Source organism: Acinetobacter sp. GW821-FHT01E09, assembly GCF_059422385.1.
In genome coordinates, this window is the sequence record NZ_JBWKWU010000001.1 from 3,976,767 (window position 1) to 3,994,667 (window position 17,901).

Sequence of the window (17,901 nt, forward strand, 5' to 3'; positions counted from 1 at the left end):
ACTTATTTGCTAGTAATTCATATGGTTTTACTAGCATTGTGGTGTCATCTATAGTAAATCTACTGGATAATGCTTTTATACCGATTAAGGATCATTCATTTCTTCTATGTATTTCATTCAACCCAGTCGCCAAATTTCAAGCTTAGAACAAGTATTAGATACGCTTCCTAGCTTGCAGATGATTACCATTGAAGACATTCATCGTTATGATCCAACAATTATTGCAATTGCAGACGTCCACGATTTTTTACAATACCAATGGGCTTTACCTACCATTGTCATTGCACAAGAAAATGAAGGAAGCGAACTTTCTCAAGCATGGGAACTTGGTGCTCTTGCTGGTTGGATCTGGACCAAGCTTCCAGCCAATCTTGAAGATTCTTTATTAAAAATTGATGCGCAATATAAACGTAATCAAGATAGCCGTGACCTACCTTCTGCCGCAGAACTACAAAAGAAACTTCTTCCAAATCCAATTGAGCTGCAAAACTATAAAGTTGAAACGCTTTTCCAGCCTTCTGCGTATTTGTCTGGTGACTGGTATGACTACTGGAAAATCAGTGATAAAGAAATCATGTTCTATTTGGCCGATGTATCGGGTCATGGGGTAACCAGCTCCTTACTGACATCTTGGATGGCTGCCTTTCATGGTCGCTCGAAAACACCAAGAGAATTGATTAAAAAACTCAATGGTATGCTGGTGCAAGAAAACATTGAAAAACACATCACAATGTTGGCTGGCATTCTAAATCTAGAAACACATGCTTTAAAATGGTCAAGTGCGGGACATTACCCTCCCCCCATCATTTTTGAACCCAACCAAGCCCCTCGTGTCTTGAATACCAGCAGTTTTCCTTTAGGACTCACAGAAGACTTAGAGGTTGAAGAATTCCAATGTACCTTAACCAAGCATGCGCGGTTCATTATTTGTTCTGACGGTGCCCTTGAACCATTCTCTGGTGGTTTGAATGAACAGTTCTCACAATTGGTCTATCATTTGCAAAATCAATCATTCCGCGCACCAGAACATGTAGCAGATGACATTGCAATCCTCAGTCTCCGCAGAATGAATTAACAATATAATCAAATACATATAACAAATTAGACTAATAACCTATACGCAAACGCTTGAGTATAGACTTGCGCTATGTGATAATTTTCCTATCCTTCTCTGCAAATGGCATTTATATGTCAACAGGTCATGTTGAATATGCAAGCTTGAATGGAACGCATATTTTCAAACTTATTGGTGAAGTGCGAGCCCAATCTTGTATTAGTTTAGACAAACTTTTGGCAAGGATTGAACAACAGAAAAACGTCATTGGCGCAATTGTTGATTTAACCCAAACCACATTTATTGATAGTACAGTTCTTGGAATACTTGCCAAGCTTGGCTTAAAGTTGAAACAAGTACACCACATCCAAGCGGTGATGCTGTCCACAAATCCAGATATTACCACTCTAGCCAATAGCATGGGCTTAGGGCAGGTTTTTGTCATTTTAAATTACTGTGGTGACCCTCAAGTGTGCACCAATGCTTTGATTGACGATAATGTTAATCACAGCACAATGCTGTGTACCGTTCTCGATGCACACAAAACATTAATGAAGCTCAATGAAAACAACCAAAATATGTTCGAGCCATTAGTTAAACAACTTGAAAAGCAGCAAGATACAATGGAATGTGTATCTTCAAACCAGCAAAACGCTTAATAATTTCAAAATTGCTTTATCAGGGATAGCCCATGACTTTACTTTCCGTTGTTCAAATGAACTCTCAAAATGACATTGAAGCAAACTTCAGTGTGATTGAGTCGTTGATACAACAAAGTAAAGCTGATGGTGCGTCTTTGATTGTGTTTCCTGAAAACTTTGTCTGCTTTGCCGCAGGTAAACAACGGGAAACTGCTGCACGTTTTGAAGAAATTCAAAAGCGTTTAGAAAAACTAGCACATCATTATCAAATATGGATTGTTGCAGGGACATTGCCTTGCCCTTTCCGTCCAGATGGTTCAATTATTGCTGACGGTCGAGTTCGTACTGTCAGCCTATGTATCAGTCCAGAAGGTACTGAAGCACGTTATGACAAAATTCACTTGTTTGATGTGCAAGTGGGTGATGCTGTTGGTGGGTATCAAGAATCTCAGTTTTTTGAACCAGGCAGTGATGTTGTTGTCGCGAAAACACCTTTTGGACAAATCGGTTTGATGGTCTGCTACGACTTACGCTTTCCAGAACTTGCACTCACCTTGAGAGCGCAAGGTGCAAATATTTTGACTGCACCAGCTGCATTTACCTATACCACTGGTCAAATGCATTGGCAGTTATTACTTCAAGCACGTGCGATGGACAGCCAATGTCATGTTTTAGGTGCAGCACAACAAGGTTGGCATGGTGAAAAACGTCAAACCTGGGGACATGCTGGCGCAACCAATAGTCGTGGGCAGATTTTAGCCATTACAGATGCAGAAGGCGCGCAATTGATGACGGTTCCTTTTGATTTGAATGAGCAGCGCTCAATTCGTGAATCAATGCCTTTAATGCAACATCGCAAATTGATGTCATTCTAAGCCTGTATTGCCATTAATGACTTTTATTTCCTGAACAAGACAAAACAACGTTATACTTGTGAGGCGTAATATCTTCACGAGACAAGCATGCAACAAGACTATTCAAACTTAAATCTTGATCATCAACTCTGCTTTCTTGTTTACTCTACAAACTTAGCATTAAATCAACTTTATCGTAAATTACTCACACCACTAGGACTGACCTATCCACAGTATTTAGTTATGTTAGTACTTTGGGAAAAAGATGGTCTAACTGTGTCTGAAATTGGTGAAAAACTCTTTTTAGAATCATCTACCTTGACCCCCTTACTCAAAAAATTACAAAGTAATGGTATTGTTAACCGCGAACGTTCTACGAAAGATGAACGTCAAGTGATTATCAGCCTAACAGCTGCAGGTCATGCGCTAAAATTAAAAGCCGTGGATATTCCGTTACAAGTTGCTCAAGCCAGTGCCTGTGATTTAGACAGTATTACTCAATTGAAAGATCTTCTTTCAAATTTACGCGAAAACATTTCAAAATAAAGTTATCAAATTTTACACAAACGCTACTTGTTTAAATATTTATATCGTATACGATATAATTGAACGCAATCAAAAATGGATGATTTCCGATGTCTTTAGAAAAAGTGGTTTATACAGCACATGCAAAAGCAACTGGCGGTCGTGATGGTCGTGCAACATCATCAGACGGAATTTTAGATGTTAAATTAGCAGTGCCTAAAGAAATGGGTGGTGCTGGTGGTGGTACCAATCCTGAACAACTTTTTGCAGCAGGTTATTCTGCTTGCTTCCTTGGTGCGATGAAGTTTGTTGCGAATCGTGATCATCTAAAAATTACCCCAGATGTTTATATCGAAGGTGATGTTGGTATTGGTCCAATCGCTACTGGTTTTGGTATTCAAGTGACTTTAAATATTCATTTAGAAGGTTTAGAGCAAGAAGAAGCACAGAAATTAGTAGATGCTGCACATATCGTTTGCCCATATTCAAATGCGACTCGTGGCAATATTGATGTGACATTAAATGTGATTGTTTAATGTTATGATGAACCCTACCTAAAAATAACTTATTTTTAGGTAGGGTTAATGCTTACTTTTATTTTTCTGGTTGACTTTTTATATACTGGGCAGAACTAAAAGATAAAATATATTATTGCGATGGTACTCTGAGAAACCTTTATATATTCGATACTAATATTGACGACCTAAAAAAATGGACTGTCTTTGTAAATGAAAATTATAAAATCAAATGGTTTAACCAGCAGACACAAAAGAATGAGAATCAAATTAATTTTGAAGTCCTTCAAGAGTGCTTGAATGACACCCACAATCTATGTTCACATGTAAATCTCTATTTAGATAACATTCAAATCAATAATTATTTGTTCTTAGTAGACAAAATTGAAAATGATATTAATCCAGAAGAAATTAATTCGCTACAAGATCATTAAAAAACCATTAACTACATGATTAATATTTCGAATTTAATAAATAAGCAGATTATTTTAACACCTGAGAATCAACCAGAAATCATACTTATAAAAGTAACTAAAGGCTCTATAGAATTTATAGCTTAAATTATAAAGCCTAAAGCATACTCTGAGAAAAATTTAAAAAGATAGACAAATAGTTTTCAGTTACTCAGCCGCTTCATTGGTGACACGTAAAACTTCTTCCATTGTGGTTTTACCCGCCAATACTTTACGTAAACCATCATCTCGAATTGAACCTGCATCTTTACGCGCATATTCTTCAAGTTCATACTCTGCTGCATTACCATGAATCAAACGGCGCATCTGCTCATCAATCGGTACAATTTCATAAATCGCAGTTCGTCCTGTAAAGCCGGTATGGGAACAAAAATCACAGCCATTCGGCACAGGCAGTTTTAAATTCGATTCCAAACTCACAGGTTTAAATACATCTTTTTCAAAGTCATCTGCTTCACGCCATGTATGACAATGAGAACACAATGTCCGAACTAAACGCTGGGCAATTACCCCAATCAATGAACTGGATAATAAGAAGGGTTCAATTCCCATATCTTTTAAACGGGTCACAGCACCAATTGCCGTATTGGTATGTAGTGTAGATAAAACCAAGTGACCTGTTAAAGACGCTTGAACTGCGATTTCAGCCGTTTCCAAATCACGAATCTCACCCACCATCACCACATCTGGATCTTGGCGCAGCATGGCTTTTAACGCACGGGCAAAAGTCATATCTACTTTGGTATTCACTTGAGTCTGCCCAATCCCTTCAAGTTGATACTCAATCGGATCTTCAGCTGTGAGGATATTTTTAGAGCCATCATTCAAATCAGAAAGCGCGGCATACAAAGTCGTCGTTTTACCCGAACCTGTAGGGCCAGTGACAAGAATAATGCCATGTGGACGATGAACCAATTGCGTTAAACGCTCATAGTCAGGCTTCATTAAACCCAAATGGGTCATGTTGAGTCGACCCGCTTGTTTATCCAACAAACGCATAACGACACGTTCACCATGCGACGATGGCAAGGTCGAAACACGGACATCGACTTCACGTCCTGCAAGACGTAAAGAAATACGACCATCTTGTGGAATACGTTTTTCTGCAATATCGAGTTTTGCCATGACTTTAATACGCGATACCAACAATGGCGCAAGTTCACGACGAGGCTGTACGATTTCACGCAATTGCCCATCTACCCGTAAGCGAACAGATAATTTCTTTTCAAAGGCTTCAATATGAATATCTGAAGCCCCGACTCGAATCGCTTCAGACAATAAAGCATTGATGAGTCGCACGATTGGCGCATCATCTTCCTGATCCATCAAATCTTCAGTTTCAGGAATCTGATCGGCCAGACTCAATAGATCAGGGTGATCTTCAAGACCAGCGGCAACCTGTTGCGATTCGCCCGTTTCACCAGCATAGCTTGAACTGAGCATGTGATTAAACTCAGTTTCATTACATAATTGATGTTGTGCTGTACGACCGAGATAGCGGCGGGCTTCCTGAATCGCAATTTGTGCGGTATCCTGACGGCGAACAATAAAAACTTGATCACCTTCATAACGCAACAGCACTCCATGCCGTTTTGCAAAACTATATGGTATTTGTAATTGTTTGAGAACTTGCATTACAACTTATATTAATGATTTAAATTGCTTTGAGTGTACTCTATGCTCATGACAGCGTGAAGTCTGTTTGTTAAAGATTTGATGATGATTTTATGAATGGGATAAACACATTTGTCTAAGAAGAAAGAACATCTGGAACCAGAACTCCCTGATTTAAAGTGGTGGGGAGAACAATTGTTTGAATTGAACCAATCCAAAGCATGGCAATTTGGTTCTATGATGATGCGCATTACTCGTGGTTTACAAGAATGGCGCTTGGAATATTATCGTCCAAAATTCCAATATGACTATGAGCAGCAATGGCATAAAATCCATGATGTAAACTTTGGTTTTCCTGAACCTGTACATGTTGAACGCTATATGTTTCGCGAGACCCATAAAGCATTTCAACTTATGCCCCGTTTAGCTGACCGCTCTGTAGTAATTCGTCCTGTCGATCCAATTTATATTCCGGCAGGTCAACGCGGCACACTCTATATCAGTACACCACTGTGGATTTCAGGTTTTGTACAAGCCCAAAAAGAACCCTTATTTGATATTCCTGTAATTTTACCTAAGGATACATGGTTTGGCCCTGATCACCGTACAGGTGAAATGTGTTATGCCACCTCAGTCGACGGTCGTACCGAATTAAATTTATTACGTCCACGTGCCTTTCGTGCAGTAACACCGATTGATTTCCACAATGTCAGTAGCCATCAGCTTCGATTTGACCGTATGAATGTGCCTGTTCCTGCACTACCTTTATTTTATAGTGAAAGCACAGGACGTTTATGGACATCACAAATCAAGGTCGTGTATGAAGGCAATGACCGCCCTGCCCGTGTAAGAATTGAAAACCGTACACCACCTTTGGCCGGCGAAGTGATTTATGTACATCCGCCACGCTCACCAGGCGGCGCTTTGTTCAATATGTTTGATTCATTTTTCTAAGGGATGAGGTAAAAATGGCTGAATCCAATATTCCCAAAGACATTGCCAATAGCCTAAAAGGCATCTTTACCAATGTAAATGTCGACCGCTTAAGTGAAATCGCTGTTGCTCTGATCCTCTGCTTTGTAGGTTTTGTGCTAGCACGTGTCATTTCCAATACCTTTATCCGTACCATCGGTGCGCGCTTTAATGCGCATCAACGATTGGTTTGGCGTAGAGGTATTTTTTATTTTATTTTCTTACTGTTTGTGATTGCCAGCTTAAAAGAAGCGGGCTTTAAACTCAGCGTATTTTTAGGCGCAGCAGGGATTTTAACTGTTGCATTGGGTTTTGCCTCACAAACTTCTGCATCGAACTTAATTAGTGGTTTATTTTTAATTGGCGAAGGTTCATTTGAGGTTGGCGATACAATTCAAATCACCCTGATTCGTGGACATACCATTGAAGGTGAAGTGATTTCGATTGACTTACTTTCAGTGAAACTTTTGACCATGGACAATGTCTATGTGCGCCTCCCCAATGAGCAGTTGATTCGCGCCCCTGTACATAACCTATCAAAATTCCCGATACGGCGATTGTCGATCACAGTTGCAATTAACTTTAATGAGAACATCAATAAAGTTCGTGAAGTCTTAATTGATGTTGCCAACGATTACCCATTAGTTCTAGCAGATCCTAAACCGCGTGTTACTGTTTCTGCCTTTGGAGAATCCTCCATTGAAATTTTATTTGCGCTGTGGTGTATGCAAGCAAACTACTTACAAGTCAAAGATGAAATTCATGAGTTAATCCGCAATCGTTTTGTGGAAAATCAGATTGAAATTCCTGTACCTAAAATTGGTTTTGTAGATCGTCCAAATCCAAATGAAGTTCTTCAAAATGAAGATATTGATGGTTATGCCAATAAACAGGATTTAAAATTAGAGCAACAACAAGATAAACAGCTTTAAGCAGACCAAAGCGATAATCTAGAAAACAAAAGTCCCTCATTTATGATTGAGGGATTTTTGTTTTCAATTACAAAATATTCATCAAGTTTTAAACCATGAGCTGATAAATTAATCACTTCAAAACAACAAAATGGACAATCACAATGCAACTCAATCACTATTTAAACTTTGAAGGCCAGACCGAAGCTGCTTTTAATTTTTATAAATCTGTTTTTGGCGGTGAATTTTCATTTTTAAAACGCTATTCCGAACTGCCCGATGTCCAAGTGCCAGACCAAGAGAAAAACTATATTTTACATGTTTCTTTACCGATTAATGAGTTTACCGTATTGATGGGTTCAGACACCAGCGAGCAGTTCTGTGCACCTAATAGTGCGCCATTCAGCAAAGGCACCAACCATTATATTTCGATCAACTTAGAAGCTCACGAAGCGGATGAAGCTCAGCGATTATTTACAGCACTCTCCACCAATGGTCATATTGAAATGGCACTAGAACCTACATTTTGGGGTGCTTTATATGCTGCTTTCACCGATCAGTTTGGTATTCGCTGGATGGTGAACTGCCAACTGAATGAAGGATAATGAATAGAATATTGCGATAGCCTATTGATTGACAATGATATAGGTTATATTGCTATTACGATAACAACGTCATTTATAACAATATGATCACTGGTCTTACCCATACCCTTCTGATTATTTTAATCACACTTGCGATTTCTTTTATTGCTTGGCAACAACGCAATGTAATGAATCGCTTGATTTTCAATGTTTCAGCGATTAAGCATGGTCAATATGATCGCTTTTTAACCCATGGTTTTATCCATAAAGATGGTATGCATTTATTTTTCAATATGTTTACCTTGTACTTCTTTGGACGAAATGTTGAATGGTTTTTCCGTGGTTACTTAAGTGGTATGGGCTTTGTCTTATTTTATTGTAGCGCCATCATCATTGCTGCGATTCCCAGCTATTTGCATAATCGAACCCTAAATTCCTATCGAAGTTTAGGGGCTTCGGGTGCAGTCAATGCGGTGTTATTTAGTGCGATTCTGTTTAATCCTTGGGGTATGATTTATATCTATATTTTACCTGTGCCCGCGATTATTTTTGGGACGATTTATTTATGCTATAGCCTGTATGCAATCCGTTCAGGTCATTCACCATTAATCGACCACCGCGCGCATATTACCGGTGCAATCTATGGTTTCTTATTTCCTTTATTATTAGAACCATCATTAGCTACAGCGTTTTTCTATAAATTTATTAATTCGCCGTTATTCTAAATTTCATATCGATTCATTGAGGTCTAAACTACTCTGTCAGGAAGTAAGACCTCAATATTTGAAAATTGCGCAATCATCTTAAAACTTAATAATTGAGAATCTATGTTCAAGCTTGTGCTTAACAGGACAGAATTATCGCAAGTTCAAGAGGTATTACAGATGGAAAAACTTAATCTAGAAGTTGATCTAGCAAAGTGTTTGACACAAAATGGATTCATCAATCAATTAAATGAAGCATTTCATTTTCCTGAAGATTTTTGGAACTCAGTTAGTGTTGTCGATAGTTATATGCAAAATCTAGGATGGATTACACAGAAAGAAATCCATGTAACGTTGTTCAATCTAAACAAAGCAAAAAAGAAGCCAAATGATGGGGAAAATTATGGTTTAAACTGGGTGATAGATAGATTTGATTTATACAAAAAATATTGGGAATTTCCTGATAAAGAAAAAAATTTTGATTATTCATTTAGAAATTAGTATTTTGAATAAATAACATAGAACAACGACTGTTTTTAAAAAATCATAGAGGATAAAGCATTCTTTATATTTTATATAAAGAAGAATCATATTGCTTTGTACTGGGTTCACCTAAACGCCATGATCAGCAAATAAAGACCACCATTGCGCTCAAACAAATCCTGCTATCGAACTACTAGCGATAGAAGCCACATAGTTCATCCATTTTATAGCTTGAATGAATCCTACGTATAGAAAGGCAAATACTGGAAGTCACCTTTCTATTATATTTTTAACATTTGAAATTAATGTTGATCAAGTCGAAATGAGGTCATAGTTAATGAACCAGCGACGGCTTGATCATTAAAAATATGTAACTCATCTTTCTCTTCCTGCAAACCTAATGCATATAACATTGGATAATAATGATCAGGTGTGGGGATTGACAATAAAAACTCAGCACCTTGCTTTTGCCAGTCAATTAAAGCTTGATGATTATGCGTCGCTAAGAAGTTTTTCATCTTTGCATCAGCTTCTAAAGCCCAATCATAACCATAATGGTCATCAAATTTATCAAAGGCAATTTTGCTCAGATTATGTACGAGATTACCACTAGCAACAATCAATACCCCTTTACGACGTAACTGCGCCAATTGTTTAGCCAAGTCATAATGATATTGGGCACCTTGACTATAGTCGACACTCAATTGAACAACAGGAATATTGGCTTGTGGAAATACATGACATAACACCCCCCATGTTCCGTGATCTAATCCCCAACTATGATCATGATGAACTTCTATACTGTGAATTGCTTCAGTTGTCGCTTCAACCAAAGCTTTATTTCCAGTAGCAGGATATTGCACATCAAACAAAGCTTGAGGAAAACGGCCAAAATCATGAATGGTTTTCGGTTGTTGCATTGCAGTGACGGCTGTACCACCTTGGGTAAGCCAATGTGCAGAAATACATAAAATTGCTGTCGGTTGTGTGCCCATTTCAGCGCCAATACGACTCCATGAACGAGTAAAATCATTGGTCTGAATCGCATTCATAGGTGAGCCATGACCCAAAAATAGTACAGGCATGACTTCAGTATTGGGTAAAGTTGCGTTCCAGCCTTTGAGTAGCGATAAGTCACCCATTGTTTGATTTAACATTTCGTCCACCATGAATCATCTTTATTTAATTATGTGCTGTTCATTGCTATAGATACATAGACTTTCCAGCCTACAACATTGCAAAAATGCAACGATGAAGTTTAAATTTATCGTTTGATCTTATACCAATCAATATTATTAACTTAATATAAATAACGCGAGTTTGACTTAACGATATCTTTAACTTATTGAAAAAAATTATATTTGTAGAGTCTTACTGAGCTATCATTCAATTTCAGGATCAAGCTGCGGCTCGCCCTACTTGTATCTTTTCTTTCGGAATTAGGAACTAAGCTGCGCAAGAGCAACCATCTTGCGCAGCTACATCGCTGCTCATTGCAAAACTCGTCGGCCACCAGCAACGTATTTAATAAGTCGCAGAAACAACACTTCATTAATGAAGTCCTGTCTCAGACAGTTGCGGATGGCGTTTCCGAGTTTCCGAGTTTCCGAGTTTCCGAGTTTCATATTTCATATTTCATATTTCATATTTCATATTTCATCAAGAATTTTATATCGGACTCAGGTTATAAATTAAATGGTTTTTGCTTTTTCCATCAGCCGATTTTACCTGACATCGCTATCGCGTTTGGCGGCATGGATGCCGCCGTTGGTCAAGGGCGATAAGGATATCCCCTTTGACCAACAAAGGGCTTTTGCTACTTTTCGCCCAAGAAAAGTAGAGCATTGCCTACGCAAATTGATCAAAACTTTTTTCAAAATATAAGGCAGTAAAAACACCTTATCTATATTATGTAAGTTTTCAAGAAGGGTAATAGTTTTAGTCCTTGCTAAAACCTTTATATTTAATCATTCAACAAAATTACTCACAATAAAAAGCCGAACTTTCGTTCGGCTTTCATTTCGAAATCAGTACTTAAAACAATCAAGCACCTGTTTGATAATGCGCTTTTGGTACAGCTGTAGATGCTTGGTAAGGGTGAGTAAAATCACCTAAACCTGCTGCTGCCTCATGGATATCTTTACCTTCTTTTACAACAAAAGTATCGAAACCAGAACGCTTCATATAGTTCAAAACATCTTTAAACACATCGCCTGTTGCACGAAGATCGCCTGTATAGCCTTGGCGACGTAACAACGCAGCAAATGAATAACCACGACCATCATTAAAACCAGCAAAATCAATAAAGATCGCATCTAACTGATCTAATGGAAACGCATTGGTTTCAGGTGAAGCATCTACGGTAAGAAATAGTGCTTTTTTCCCCGTCACATTCGCAAGCTGGTCCAACTGCTCAACAGTCAACAACACATCACCTTGTGGCAATACACCATCTTCAGCAATGATTTGATAGGTATTGTCTGCAACAGTGCCATCTTTAGAGAGGACTTGAAGTGCGGTATTAAGCATATGCGCGCTCCTTAAAAGGTTGAATACCCACTCGACGATAAGTTTCAATAAATTCTTCACCTTCGTTACGAAGATCAAGATAAGTATTTAAAATTTCATCAATAATGTCAGGTACAGATTCTGCTGCAAATGATGGTCCTAAAATATCACCAATTGAAGCATCATGGTCTGCATTTCCACCTAAGGTAATTTGATAGAATTCAGCACCTTTTTTGTCCACACCCAAAATACCGATGTTTCCGACATGGTGATGACCACAAGCATTCATACAACCTGAAATGTTCAAGTCGATATGACCCAAATTATAGACTGTATCTAAATCATCAAAACGACGTGTAATGGCTTCAGAAATTGGAATAGATTTGGCATTCGCCAATGAACAGAAGTCACCGCCTGGGCAGCAAATGATATCGGTAATAAAACCAATATGTGCCCGAGCAAGATTATTCTTTTCAAGCGTTTGCCACAATTCAAATAAATCTTTTTGTGGTACATCGACCAAGGAAATATTTTGTTCGTGTGTGGTCCGTAATTCACCAAATGTATATTTGTCTGCAAGATCTGCAATCAAATTCATTTCTTCAACAGTCATATCACCTGGTGCAATACCCGCACGTTTTAGTGAAATAGTGACAATACGATAGCCTGCAACTTTATGTGCATTGGTATTGATATTGAACCACTGTTTAAACTTTGGATATTCAGCAAATAAGCCACTGAAATCTTCATCTGCATAATTTTGATAATCAAACGGCATAAACTCTTCGTCTAATTTTTGCAAAATTTCAGGTTGAACTTTCAAGGTTTTAATTGTTTCAGCAAATTCAGCTTCAACTTTTTCAGCAAAAACTTGTGGTGTTAATGCTTTAACCAAAATTTTAATACGAGCTTTATATTTATTGTCACGGCGACCATGCAAGTTATAAACACGCAGAACTGCTTCTAAATAAGCAATTAAATCTTCACGTGGCAACCACTCACGAATCATAGAACCAATGATAGGTGTACGGCCTAGACCACCACCCACTTTGATTTTATAACCCAACTCACCCGCTTCATTACGAGTTAAATACACCCCAATGTCATGGAATGAAGTTGCTGCACGATCAATTTCTTCAAGTGCAGAAACTGCAATTTTGAACTTACGCGGTAAAAATGCAAACTCAGGATGGAATGTAGACCACTGACGAATCAATTCACACGTCGGGCGTGGATCTGCAATTTCCCCAGCAACGACACCAGCATATTGGTCAGTTGTGGTATTACGGATACAGTTTCCTGAAGTTTGAATCGCATGCATCTGAACAGAAGCTAAACCTTCTAGCATATCAGGCACATTTTCTAGCGCAGGCCAGTTAAACTGAATGTTCTGACGTGTCGAAACGTGTGCATAACCACGGTCATATTCTTTGGCCAACTCTGAAACTTTACGTAATTGTTTAGAGTTCATTAAACCGTAAGGTACAGCAATACGTAGCATTGGCGCATAACGCTGTACGTATAAACCATTTTGTAATCGTAATGGACGATACTCATCTTCAGTGAGTTTTCCAGCTAAATAACGTTCCGTTTGATCACGGAATTGTGCAACACGTTCATTGATCAGTTGCTGATCGAAATCAGTATATAAATACATGGCGTACAGCTAGTAGTTTCATTATAACGATGCACAATATAACGAGTATTGATCTATCAAAGAAATGCTTTTTTTCCATATTTTATAGCGGTTTTATTGATAAGCATTGTGCAAAGATCGAATTGGCAATGCTTTACGGGCAAAGCATACTTTTATTACGTTATGGATGTTTTTCTTCATTGCTTATCTTTATTTTAGATAATAAAAAAGAGCATATCGAATATGCCCTCTCTTTGATCACAGCTATCATCTCAATACTAAACTTATTCAACCCTGTAGCTTATTTATCTTATACAGGATTGATTAAGATCAATGCCCAAAGCTGGGTTTACCAATTTTGAATTAATCCTCTGGTTTCTGCTGCTCATCACTATTTTCTAGTTTGTCTTCGGCAATTTTTGCGGCTTCATAACCTGCAAATACGCCAACTGCTTTTTCTAGAAAGCCAGCATCAGGATCTAACTTATCGACACTTTGCTCAGCAATCACTGCACCTGCAATTTTACCTAACTCATCTAATAAACCGCTCATTGATCACACTCCGCAGTGTTTTGTTTGAGTTTTTAGTCTATGTAAACTTGTTGAAAACATTGCGAAGTTTCTGTTGTTACACTAACTAGATTATGAGAGAGCAATGCAATGATTGATGTTAATTTTTTAAAATTAAGATCCGCTTAATCTTTTAAGGCTGCAATACAGCGCCCTTTTTAAGCAGATCAAGCGATGACAACTCAGATGGTCAAATAGGTATTCTCCCAAACACTTTGGTCAAGCTCTGCATGAGAATCAGCATTCAAATCTACTTCAATCAATTGCACATAACGGCCATATACCTGATCTATCGCCAGACAATCATCGACCTCTAAAACTCGATCGGTATGTGGTTTTTGCCAATGCCCTGCAAAATGCTGTTTACCCTTGGCTTTCGCTTCAATCGCATCTTGAGCAACAATCAAGATATAGCGGTGTAACTCACCAAACTCATTTGCATCATAGCCGCCTAAATTAATTAGCCAAAGCTTCTGATCTGATGCATTGGGTTGCGCATCAGTAAAATGTATTTGATATTTCTTATTTTCAAACACTAAAGTATTTAATTTTTGCCATGCGTCGATGTGTAAACCCTGTTGCTCACCAAACCACGCATTTTTTAATTGAGGATAAACCTCTTCAAGCGAATCGCCCACGGTAAGAACTACATCATGAACTTCAACATTGGCACGTGCATGACGGCCACCCAACATAACGATAAATAAACTAGACATATTCAGTCACTAAGTTAATGTTTGAACAAGTTTTAATAATAAAATCCCACCCACAGATAATACGGCATTGTTCAAAAAATGAATGAGTAATACATGCCAAATATTGCATGTCCACAAATAGATCAGATTTAAAAATAAACCTGCACTCATAAAGCTGATTGTTGCGATTAAATTTCCATCAAAATTATGATAATGGATCAAACCAAATAATATAGAGTTCAATATAATCAGTACAATGTGCCATAGCCACGGTTGGATAAATAACTTTTGCAATAAAGTATAGCGAAACACAATATCTTCTAAAAGCGCAGTAAATAGTGGCCCCAAGCTAATCACCAACAGACTAAGAAAAGGAATATGTTCAGGGTCAATCAGGTCTTTTTCTTGTGTACTCGGCCCGAGGGGTAAAAGCTGACGTGTCAGCGAGATCACCACTTGTAACACGATTGCACCAACCACCACTAAGACACTTGAGCGCCAAAAGGCCTGTTTATACTTTTGCCAATGCGTAAGCAACATTTCCTTATATAAGTAGCACACTAAAATAAACAGCACGCCTCTTAAAATGGTATCGCCCAGACTAACAGCGATTGAGATTCCAAATATTTTTTCTAAAATAAAGCCATTTAAAATAATTAAAGGGATGATACAAATCGCAAATGTGTCTTTCCATCCCCAGACAATTTTTTCAGGAAAAGGTTCAGCTCGAACCCGTTGTAAAAAATGCATATAAAAAAATTAACCGATTATTTTCATTAAATTTTGGGTAATTTAGCTCATGATTTCCATGTGCTTTTTGTAGAGTTTCCCTATGATCCTGTCTAGTCCAGAAATAAAAAAGCCTCTATAAAAGAGGCTTTTAAATTGATCGAGTGAGATGAATTACATCTCAACCATTTCAACACCATCAATACGTGCAACAGTCATTAAATCTTTATCACCACGACCCGATACCGTCGCAATAATAATTTGATCCTTCGACATTGTTGGCGCAAGTTTAGTCACATAGGCCATTGCATGTGAACTTTCAAGTGCAGGAATAATCCCTTCAATATGAGTCAAATCACGGAAGCCTTGAAGTGCTTCTGTATCATTAATTGGCACATAATTCACACGATGCATGTCTTTTAAGAAACTATGTTCAGGACCCACACCAGGATAATCCAAGCCTGCTGAGATTGAATGTGTTTCAATAATCTGGCCTTGCTCATCTGACATTAAATAAGTACGGTTGCCATGTAAAACACCAACATGGCCTGCATTTAATGGTGCTGAATGTTTACCTGTTTCAATGCCTAAACCTGCGGCTTCAACACCGTACATTTTGACGTCTTGATCATTTAAAAATGGATAGAACAAGCCCATTGCATTTGAACCACCGCCGACACATGCAACCAAAGCATCTGGTAAACGACCTGCTTGCTCTTGAATTTGTTTACGTGCTTCACGACCAATAATCGATTGGAAATCACGTACCAATTGTGGATATGGATGTGGACCTGCAACTGTACCAATCACATAGTAAGTCGAATCTACATTGGTTACCCAATCACGCATCGCTTCGTTCATGGCATCTTTTAATGTTTTAGAACCACTTTCTACAGGCACAACTGTTGCACCAAGCAAACGCATACGGTAGACATTCATGGCCTGACGTTTTACGTCTTCTGCGCCCATGAATACCACACATTCAAGACCTAAACGTGCGGCAATTGTTGCAGTCGCCACACCATGTTGACCTGCACCCGTTTCCGCAATAATACGTTTTTTGCCAGAAAGCTTCGCAAGTAGCGCCTGACCAATGGTGTTATTGACCTTATGTGAGCCTGTATGGTTTAAGTCTTCACGTTTAAGATAAATTTGCGCACCACCCAACTCTTTCGACCATCGCTCAGCATAGTAAAGCGGACTAGGACGTCCGACATAATAAGCGAGATCACGGTCGAATTCTGCCAGAAACTGCGCATCATCTTTCATACGGAAATAGAGTTTCTCTAAATCCTCTAAAGCTGCCATTAAAGTTTCTGACACAAAACGTCCGCCATGGATACCGAAATGCCCGTTTTGATCTGGGAATTGGGTATAGTCAATCACACTATTTTGTTGATTACTTTGCTGATCCACGTTGGACTCCTTGCATAAATCGTTCTACGAGTTGTTGGTCTTTGATACCTTTTGCGGATTCTACGCCTCCGCTGACATCGACTGCATACGCTTGAGTCGTTTGTATAGCGTCTTCAATATTTTCAGGTTTTAAACCACCTGCCAAAATTAAAGCAATATCGAGTTTAGGGAATTGAGACCAGTCAAAACTGTGTCCAGTCCCTCCTTTCAGTTCAGGATGCCATGCATCTAAAAGCATAGCACTCGCGCCAGCCTGTTGGTATTGCTGAATTGTCGTAATAATATCTAAATTTTTTGCATCAGGTTTAATCTGAATCGCTTTGTACCAACGGCGTTTATTATACTGTGCGATCTGCTGACATTGTTGTGCAGTTTCATCACCATGAAACTGAATGATATCCAAAGGCACTTGTTCTAATACTTGTGCAATGTCTTGTGCGCTGGCATTGACAAATAATCCAACAATGTTGATATACGGTGGAATAAGTTGTGCCAATTGCTGAGCCAATTCAATCGTGACATAACGTGGACTAGGTTCATAAAACACAAAACCAATCGCATCCACACCTGCTTGTACAGCAGCTTGAATATCCTGTGGTCGTGTAATCCCACAAATTTTGGCACGGGTACGCATAGCTTTGAACTCGAATTTGTTCAGATCAAACTGATTTTTTCAGTATTTTAAGCAAATCATTGTAAAGCAAATTTATTCACTTGCGTTAAAGTTCTATAGGATTATCTGTTTTACATTGTTTATACACTAAACAAACTTTATACTGCACACAAATGCAACAAGTCTAGCTTAAGGCTTTGGGAAGTTGGTGGAAATCCAACACTGCCCCCGCAACGGTAAAATGAAAATATTATTCTTTAATAAGTCAAAAGACTTACACCACTGCAATGTTTTGTGGGAAGGTGGAATAATCTGAATCGCTTTAGGTTCTATATTTAAGTCCGGATACCAGCTTGTTGTGCCCTTAAACTCAATCATTCACGGGGAGTGAATGTATGGAGCAT

The 17,901-nt window shown here is 38.4% G+C and carries 19 protein-coding genes and 1 riboswitch; of the genes, 10 read left to right on the forward strand and 9 right to left on the reverse strand.

Going from position 1 to position 17,901, the window contains the following annotated elements:
* Positions 1-106: 106 nt before the first annotated feature.
* The 5 genes from gigA (at position 107) to AC07U8_RS18115 (ending at position 3,610) form a co-directional block, all read left to right on the forward strand.
* Positions 107-1,075 carry an RsbU family protein phosphatase GigA gene (gene gigA / locus AC07U8_RS18095; protein WP_004725998.1) on the forward strand — a complete coding sequence of 323 codons (969 nt, stop codon included), beginning with the start codon at positions 107-109 and terminating at the stop codon, positions 1,073-1,075.
* Positions 1,076-1,188: 113 nt separating this feature from the next.
* Positions 1,189-1,713, forward strand: coding sequence for an anti-anti-sigma factor GigB (gene gigB / locus AC07U8_RS18100; protein WP_016539397.1), 525 nt, complete (start codon positions 1,189-1,191; stop codon positions 1,711-1,713).
* A 32-nt stretch (positions 1,714-1,745) separates the two neighbouring features.
* The gene (locus AC07U8_RS18105) at positions 1,746-2,570 is read left to right on the forward strand and encodes a carbon-nitrogen hydrolase family protein (protein WP_494738359.1); all 825 of its coding nucleotides are present in this window, start codon (positions 1,746-1,748) and stop codon (positions 2,568-2,570) included.
* A gap of 87 nt (positions 2,571-2,657) precedes the next feature.
* Positions 2,658-3,095 (forward strand): MarR family winged helix-turn-helix transcriptional regulator, encoded by a 438-nt coding sequence (locus tag AC07U8_RS18110; RefSeq protein WP_004817054.1) that lies wholly within the window; start codon positions 2,658-2,660, stop codon positions 3,093-3,095.
* An 89-nt stretch (positions 3,096-3,184) separates the two neighbouring features.
* Positions 3,185-3,610, forward strand: coding sequence for an organic hydroperoxide resistance protein (locus AC07U8_RS18115; protein ID WP_004817050.1), 426 nt, complete (start codon positions 3,185-3,187; stop codon positions 3,608-3,610).
* Between the two features lie 599 nt (positions 3,611-4,209).
* On the opposite strand, the gene gspE is transcribed toward AC07U8_RS18115, so the two are convergent.
* The gene (gspE, locus tag AC07U8_RS18120) at positions 4,210-5,697 is read right to left on the reverse strand and encodes a type II secretion system ATPase GspE (protein WP_004725986.1); all 1,488 of its coding nucleotides are present in this window, start codon (positions 5,695-5,697) and stop codon (positions 4,210-4,212) included.
* Positions 5,698-5,808: 111 nt separating this feature from the next.
* On the opposite strand from gspE, the gene AC07U8_RS18125 reads away from it, so the two are divergent.
* The 5 genes from AC07U8_RS18125 (at position 5,809) to AC07U8_RS18145 (ending at position 9,348) form a co-directional block, all read left to right on the forward strand.
* Positions 5,809-6,630, forward strand: a complete 822-nt coding sequence (locus AC07U8_RS18125; RefSeq protein WP_004725984.1) for a DUF432 domain-containing protein — start codon at positions 5,809-5,811, stop codon at positions 6,628-6,630.
* 14 nt (positions 6,631-6,644) lie between these two features.
* The gene (locus AC07U8_RS18130; RefSeq protein WP_004725982.1) at positions 6,645-7,580 is read left to right on the forward strand and encodes a mechanosensitive ion channel family protein; all 936 of its coding nucleotides are present in this window, start codon (positions 6,645-6,647) and stop codon (positions 7,578-7,580) included.
* A 143-nt stretch (positions 7,581-7,723) separates the two neighbouring features.
* Entirely contained in the window at positions 7,724-8,164 is a 441-nt protein-coding gene (locus tag AC07U8_RS18135) for a VOC family protein (protein ID WP_494738360.1), read from the forward strand.
* Positions 8,165-8,247: 83 nt separating this feature from the next.
* Positions 8,248-8,868, forward strand: a complete 621-nt coding sequence (locus AC07U8_RS18140) for a rhomboid family intramembrane serine protease (RefSeq protein WP_151802157.1) — start codon at positions 8,248-8,250, stop codon at positions 8,866-8,868.
* Positions 8,869-9,027: 159 nt separating this feature from the next.
* Positions 9,028-9,348: a hypothetical protein gene (locus AC07U8_RS18145; protein WP_494738361.1), complete on the forward strand. Its 321-nt coding sequence runs from the start codon at positions 9,028-9,030 to the stop codon at positions 9,346-9,348.
* A 284-nt stretch (positions 9,349-9,632) separates the two neighbouring features.
* On the opposite strand, the gene ygiD is transcribed toward AC07U8_RS18145, so the two are convergent.
* The 8 genes from ygiD to AC07U8_RS18185 form a co-directional block, all read right to left on the reverse strand.
* A complete protein-coding gene (ygiD, locus tag AC07U8_RS18150) occupies positions 9,633-10,499 on the reverse strand; it encodes a 4,5-DOPA-extradiol-dioxygenase (RefSeq protein ID WP_494738362.1) in 867 nt (288 codons plus the stop codon).
* Between the two features lie 874 nt (positions 10,500-11,373).
* Positions 11,374-11,859, reverse strand: coding sequence for a DUF934 domain-containing protein (locus AC07U8_RS18155; RefSeq protein ID WP_056512359.1), 486 nt, complete (start codon positions 11,857-11,859; stop codon positions 11,374-11,376).
* On the reverse strand, positions 11,852-13,495 hold the full coding sequence (locus tag AC07U8_RS18160) for a nitrite/sulfite reductase (protein ID WP_004725972.1): 1,644 nt from the start codon (positions 13,493-13,495) through the stop codon (positions 11,852-11,854). Before AC07U8_RS18160 ends, AC07U8_RS18155 begins: the two co-directional genes overlap by 8 nt.
* 342 nt (positions 13,496-13,837) lie before the next feature.
* On the reverse strand, positions 13,838-14,026 hold the full coding sequence (locus AC07U8_RS18165; RefSeq protein WP_494738363.1) for a hypothetical protein: 189 nt from the start codon (positions 14,024-14,026) through the stop codon (positions 13,838-13,840).
* Positions 14,027-14,226: 200 nt separating this feature from the next.
* Positions 14,227-14,760: a DUF1543 domain-containing protein gene (locus AC07U8_RS18170; protein WP_494738364.1), complete on the reverse strand. Its 534-nt coding sequence runs from the start codon at positions 14,758-14,760 to the stop codon at positions 14,227-14,229.
* A gap of 9 nt (positions 14,761-14,769) precedes the next feature.
* A complete protein-coding gene (locus tag AC07U8_RS18175; protein WP_494738365.1) occupies positions 14,770-15,489 on the reverse strand; it encodes a CPBP family intramembrane glutamic endopeptidase in 720 nt (239 codons plus the stop codon).
* A gap of 153 nt (positions 15,490-15,642) precedes the next feature.
* Positions 15,643-16,884 (reverse strand): tryptophan synthase subunit beta, encoded by a 1,242-nt coding sequence (gene trpB, locus AC07U8_RS18180; protein ID WP_004725964.1) that lies wholly within the window; start codon positions 16,882-16,884, stop codon positions 15,643-15,645.
* On the reverse strand, positions 16,868-17,518 hold the full coding sequence (locus AC07U8_RS18185; protein ID WP_494738366.1) for a phosphoribosylanthranilate isomerase: 651 nt from the start codon (positions 17,516-17,518) through the stop codon (positions 16,868-16,870). Before AC07U8_RS18185 ends, trpB begins: the two co-directional genes overlap by 17 nt.
* A 142-nt stretch (positions 17,519-17,660) precedes the next feature.
* Positions 17,661-17,868: riboswitch (cobalamin riboswitch) on the forward strand.
* The last annotated feature ends 33 nt before the right edge of the window (positions 17,869-17,901 follow it).

What these genes read in the sequence shown, in the direction of transcription:
- gigA (WP_004725998.1), top strand. Translation starts at nt 107, where the DNA reads ATGTATTTCATTCAACCCAGTCGCCAAATTTCAAGCTTAGAACAAGTA.
- gigB (WP_016539397.1), top strand. Translation starts at nt 1,189, where the DNA reads ATGTCAACAGGTCATGTTGAATATGCAAGCTTGAATGGAACGCATATT.
- AC07U8_RS18105 (WP_494738359.1), top strand. Translation starts at nt 1,746, where the DNA reads ATGACTTTACTTTCCGTTGTTCAAATGAACTCTCAAAATGACATTGAA.
- AC07U8_RS18110 (WP_004817054.1), top strand. Translation starts at nt 2,658, where the DNA reads ATGCAACAAGACTATTCAAACTTAAATCTTGATCATCAACTCTGCTTT.
- AC07U8_RS18115 (WP_004817050.1), top strand. Translation starts at nt 3,185, where the DNA reads ATGTCTTTAGAAAAAGTGGTTTATACAGCACATGCAAAAGCAACTGGC.
- gspE (WP_004725986.1), bottom strand. Translation starts at nt 5,697, where the DNA reads ATGCAAGTTCTCAAACAATTACAAATACCATATAGTTTTGCAAAACGG.
- AC07U8_RS18130 (WP_004725982.1), top strand. Translation starts at nt 6,645, where the DNA reads ATGGCTGAATCCAATATTCCCAAAGACATTGCCAATAGCCTAAAAGGC.
- AC07U8_RS18135 (WP_494738360.1), top strand. Translation starts at nt 7,724, where the DNA reads ATGCAACTCAATCACTATTTAAACTTTGAAGGCCAGACCGAAGCTGCT.
- AC07U8_RS18140 (WP_151802157.1), top strand. Translation starts at nt 8,248, where the DNA reads ATGATCACTGGTCTTACCCATACCCTTCTGATTATTTTAATCACACTT.
- AC07U8_RS18145 (WP_494738361.1), top strand. Translation starts at nt 9,028, where the DNA reads ATGGAAAAACTTAATCTAGAAGTTGATCTAGCAAAGTGTTTGACACAA.
- ygiD (WP_494738362.1), bottom strand. Translation starts at nt 10,499, where the DNA reads ATGGTGGACGAAATGTTAAATCAAACAATGGGTGACTTATCGCTACTC.
- AC07U8_RS18155 (WP_056512359.1), bottom strand. Translation starts at nt 11,859, where the DNA reads ATGCTTAATACCGCACTTCAAGTCCTCTCTAAAGATGGCACTGTTGCA.
- AC07U8_RS18160 (WP_004725972.1), bottom strand. Translation starts at nt 13,495, where the DNA reads ATGTATTTATATACTGATTTCGATCAGCAACTGATCAATGAACGTGTT.
- AC07U8_RS18165 (WP_494738363.1), bottom strand. Translation starts at nt 14,026, where the DNA reads ATGAGCGGTTTATTAGATGAGTTAGGTAAAATTGCAGGTGCAGTGATT.
- AC07U8_RS18170 (WP_494738364.1), bottom strand. Translation starts at nt 14,760, where the DNA reads ATGTCTAGTTTATTTATCGTTATGTTGGGTGGCCGTCATGCACGTGCC.
- AC07U8_RS18175 (WP_494738365.1), bottom strand. Translation starts at nt 15,489, where the DNA reads ATGCATTTTTTACAACGGGTTCGAGCTGAACCTTTTCCTGAAAAAATT.
- AC07U8_RS18185 (WP_494738366.1), bottom strand. Translation starts at nt 17,518, where the DNA reads ATGCGTACCCGTGCCAAAATTTGTGGGATTACACGACCACAGGATATT.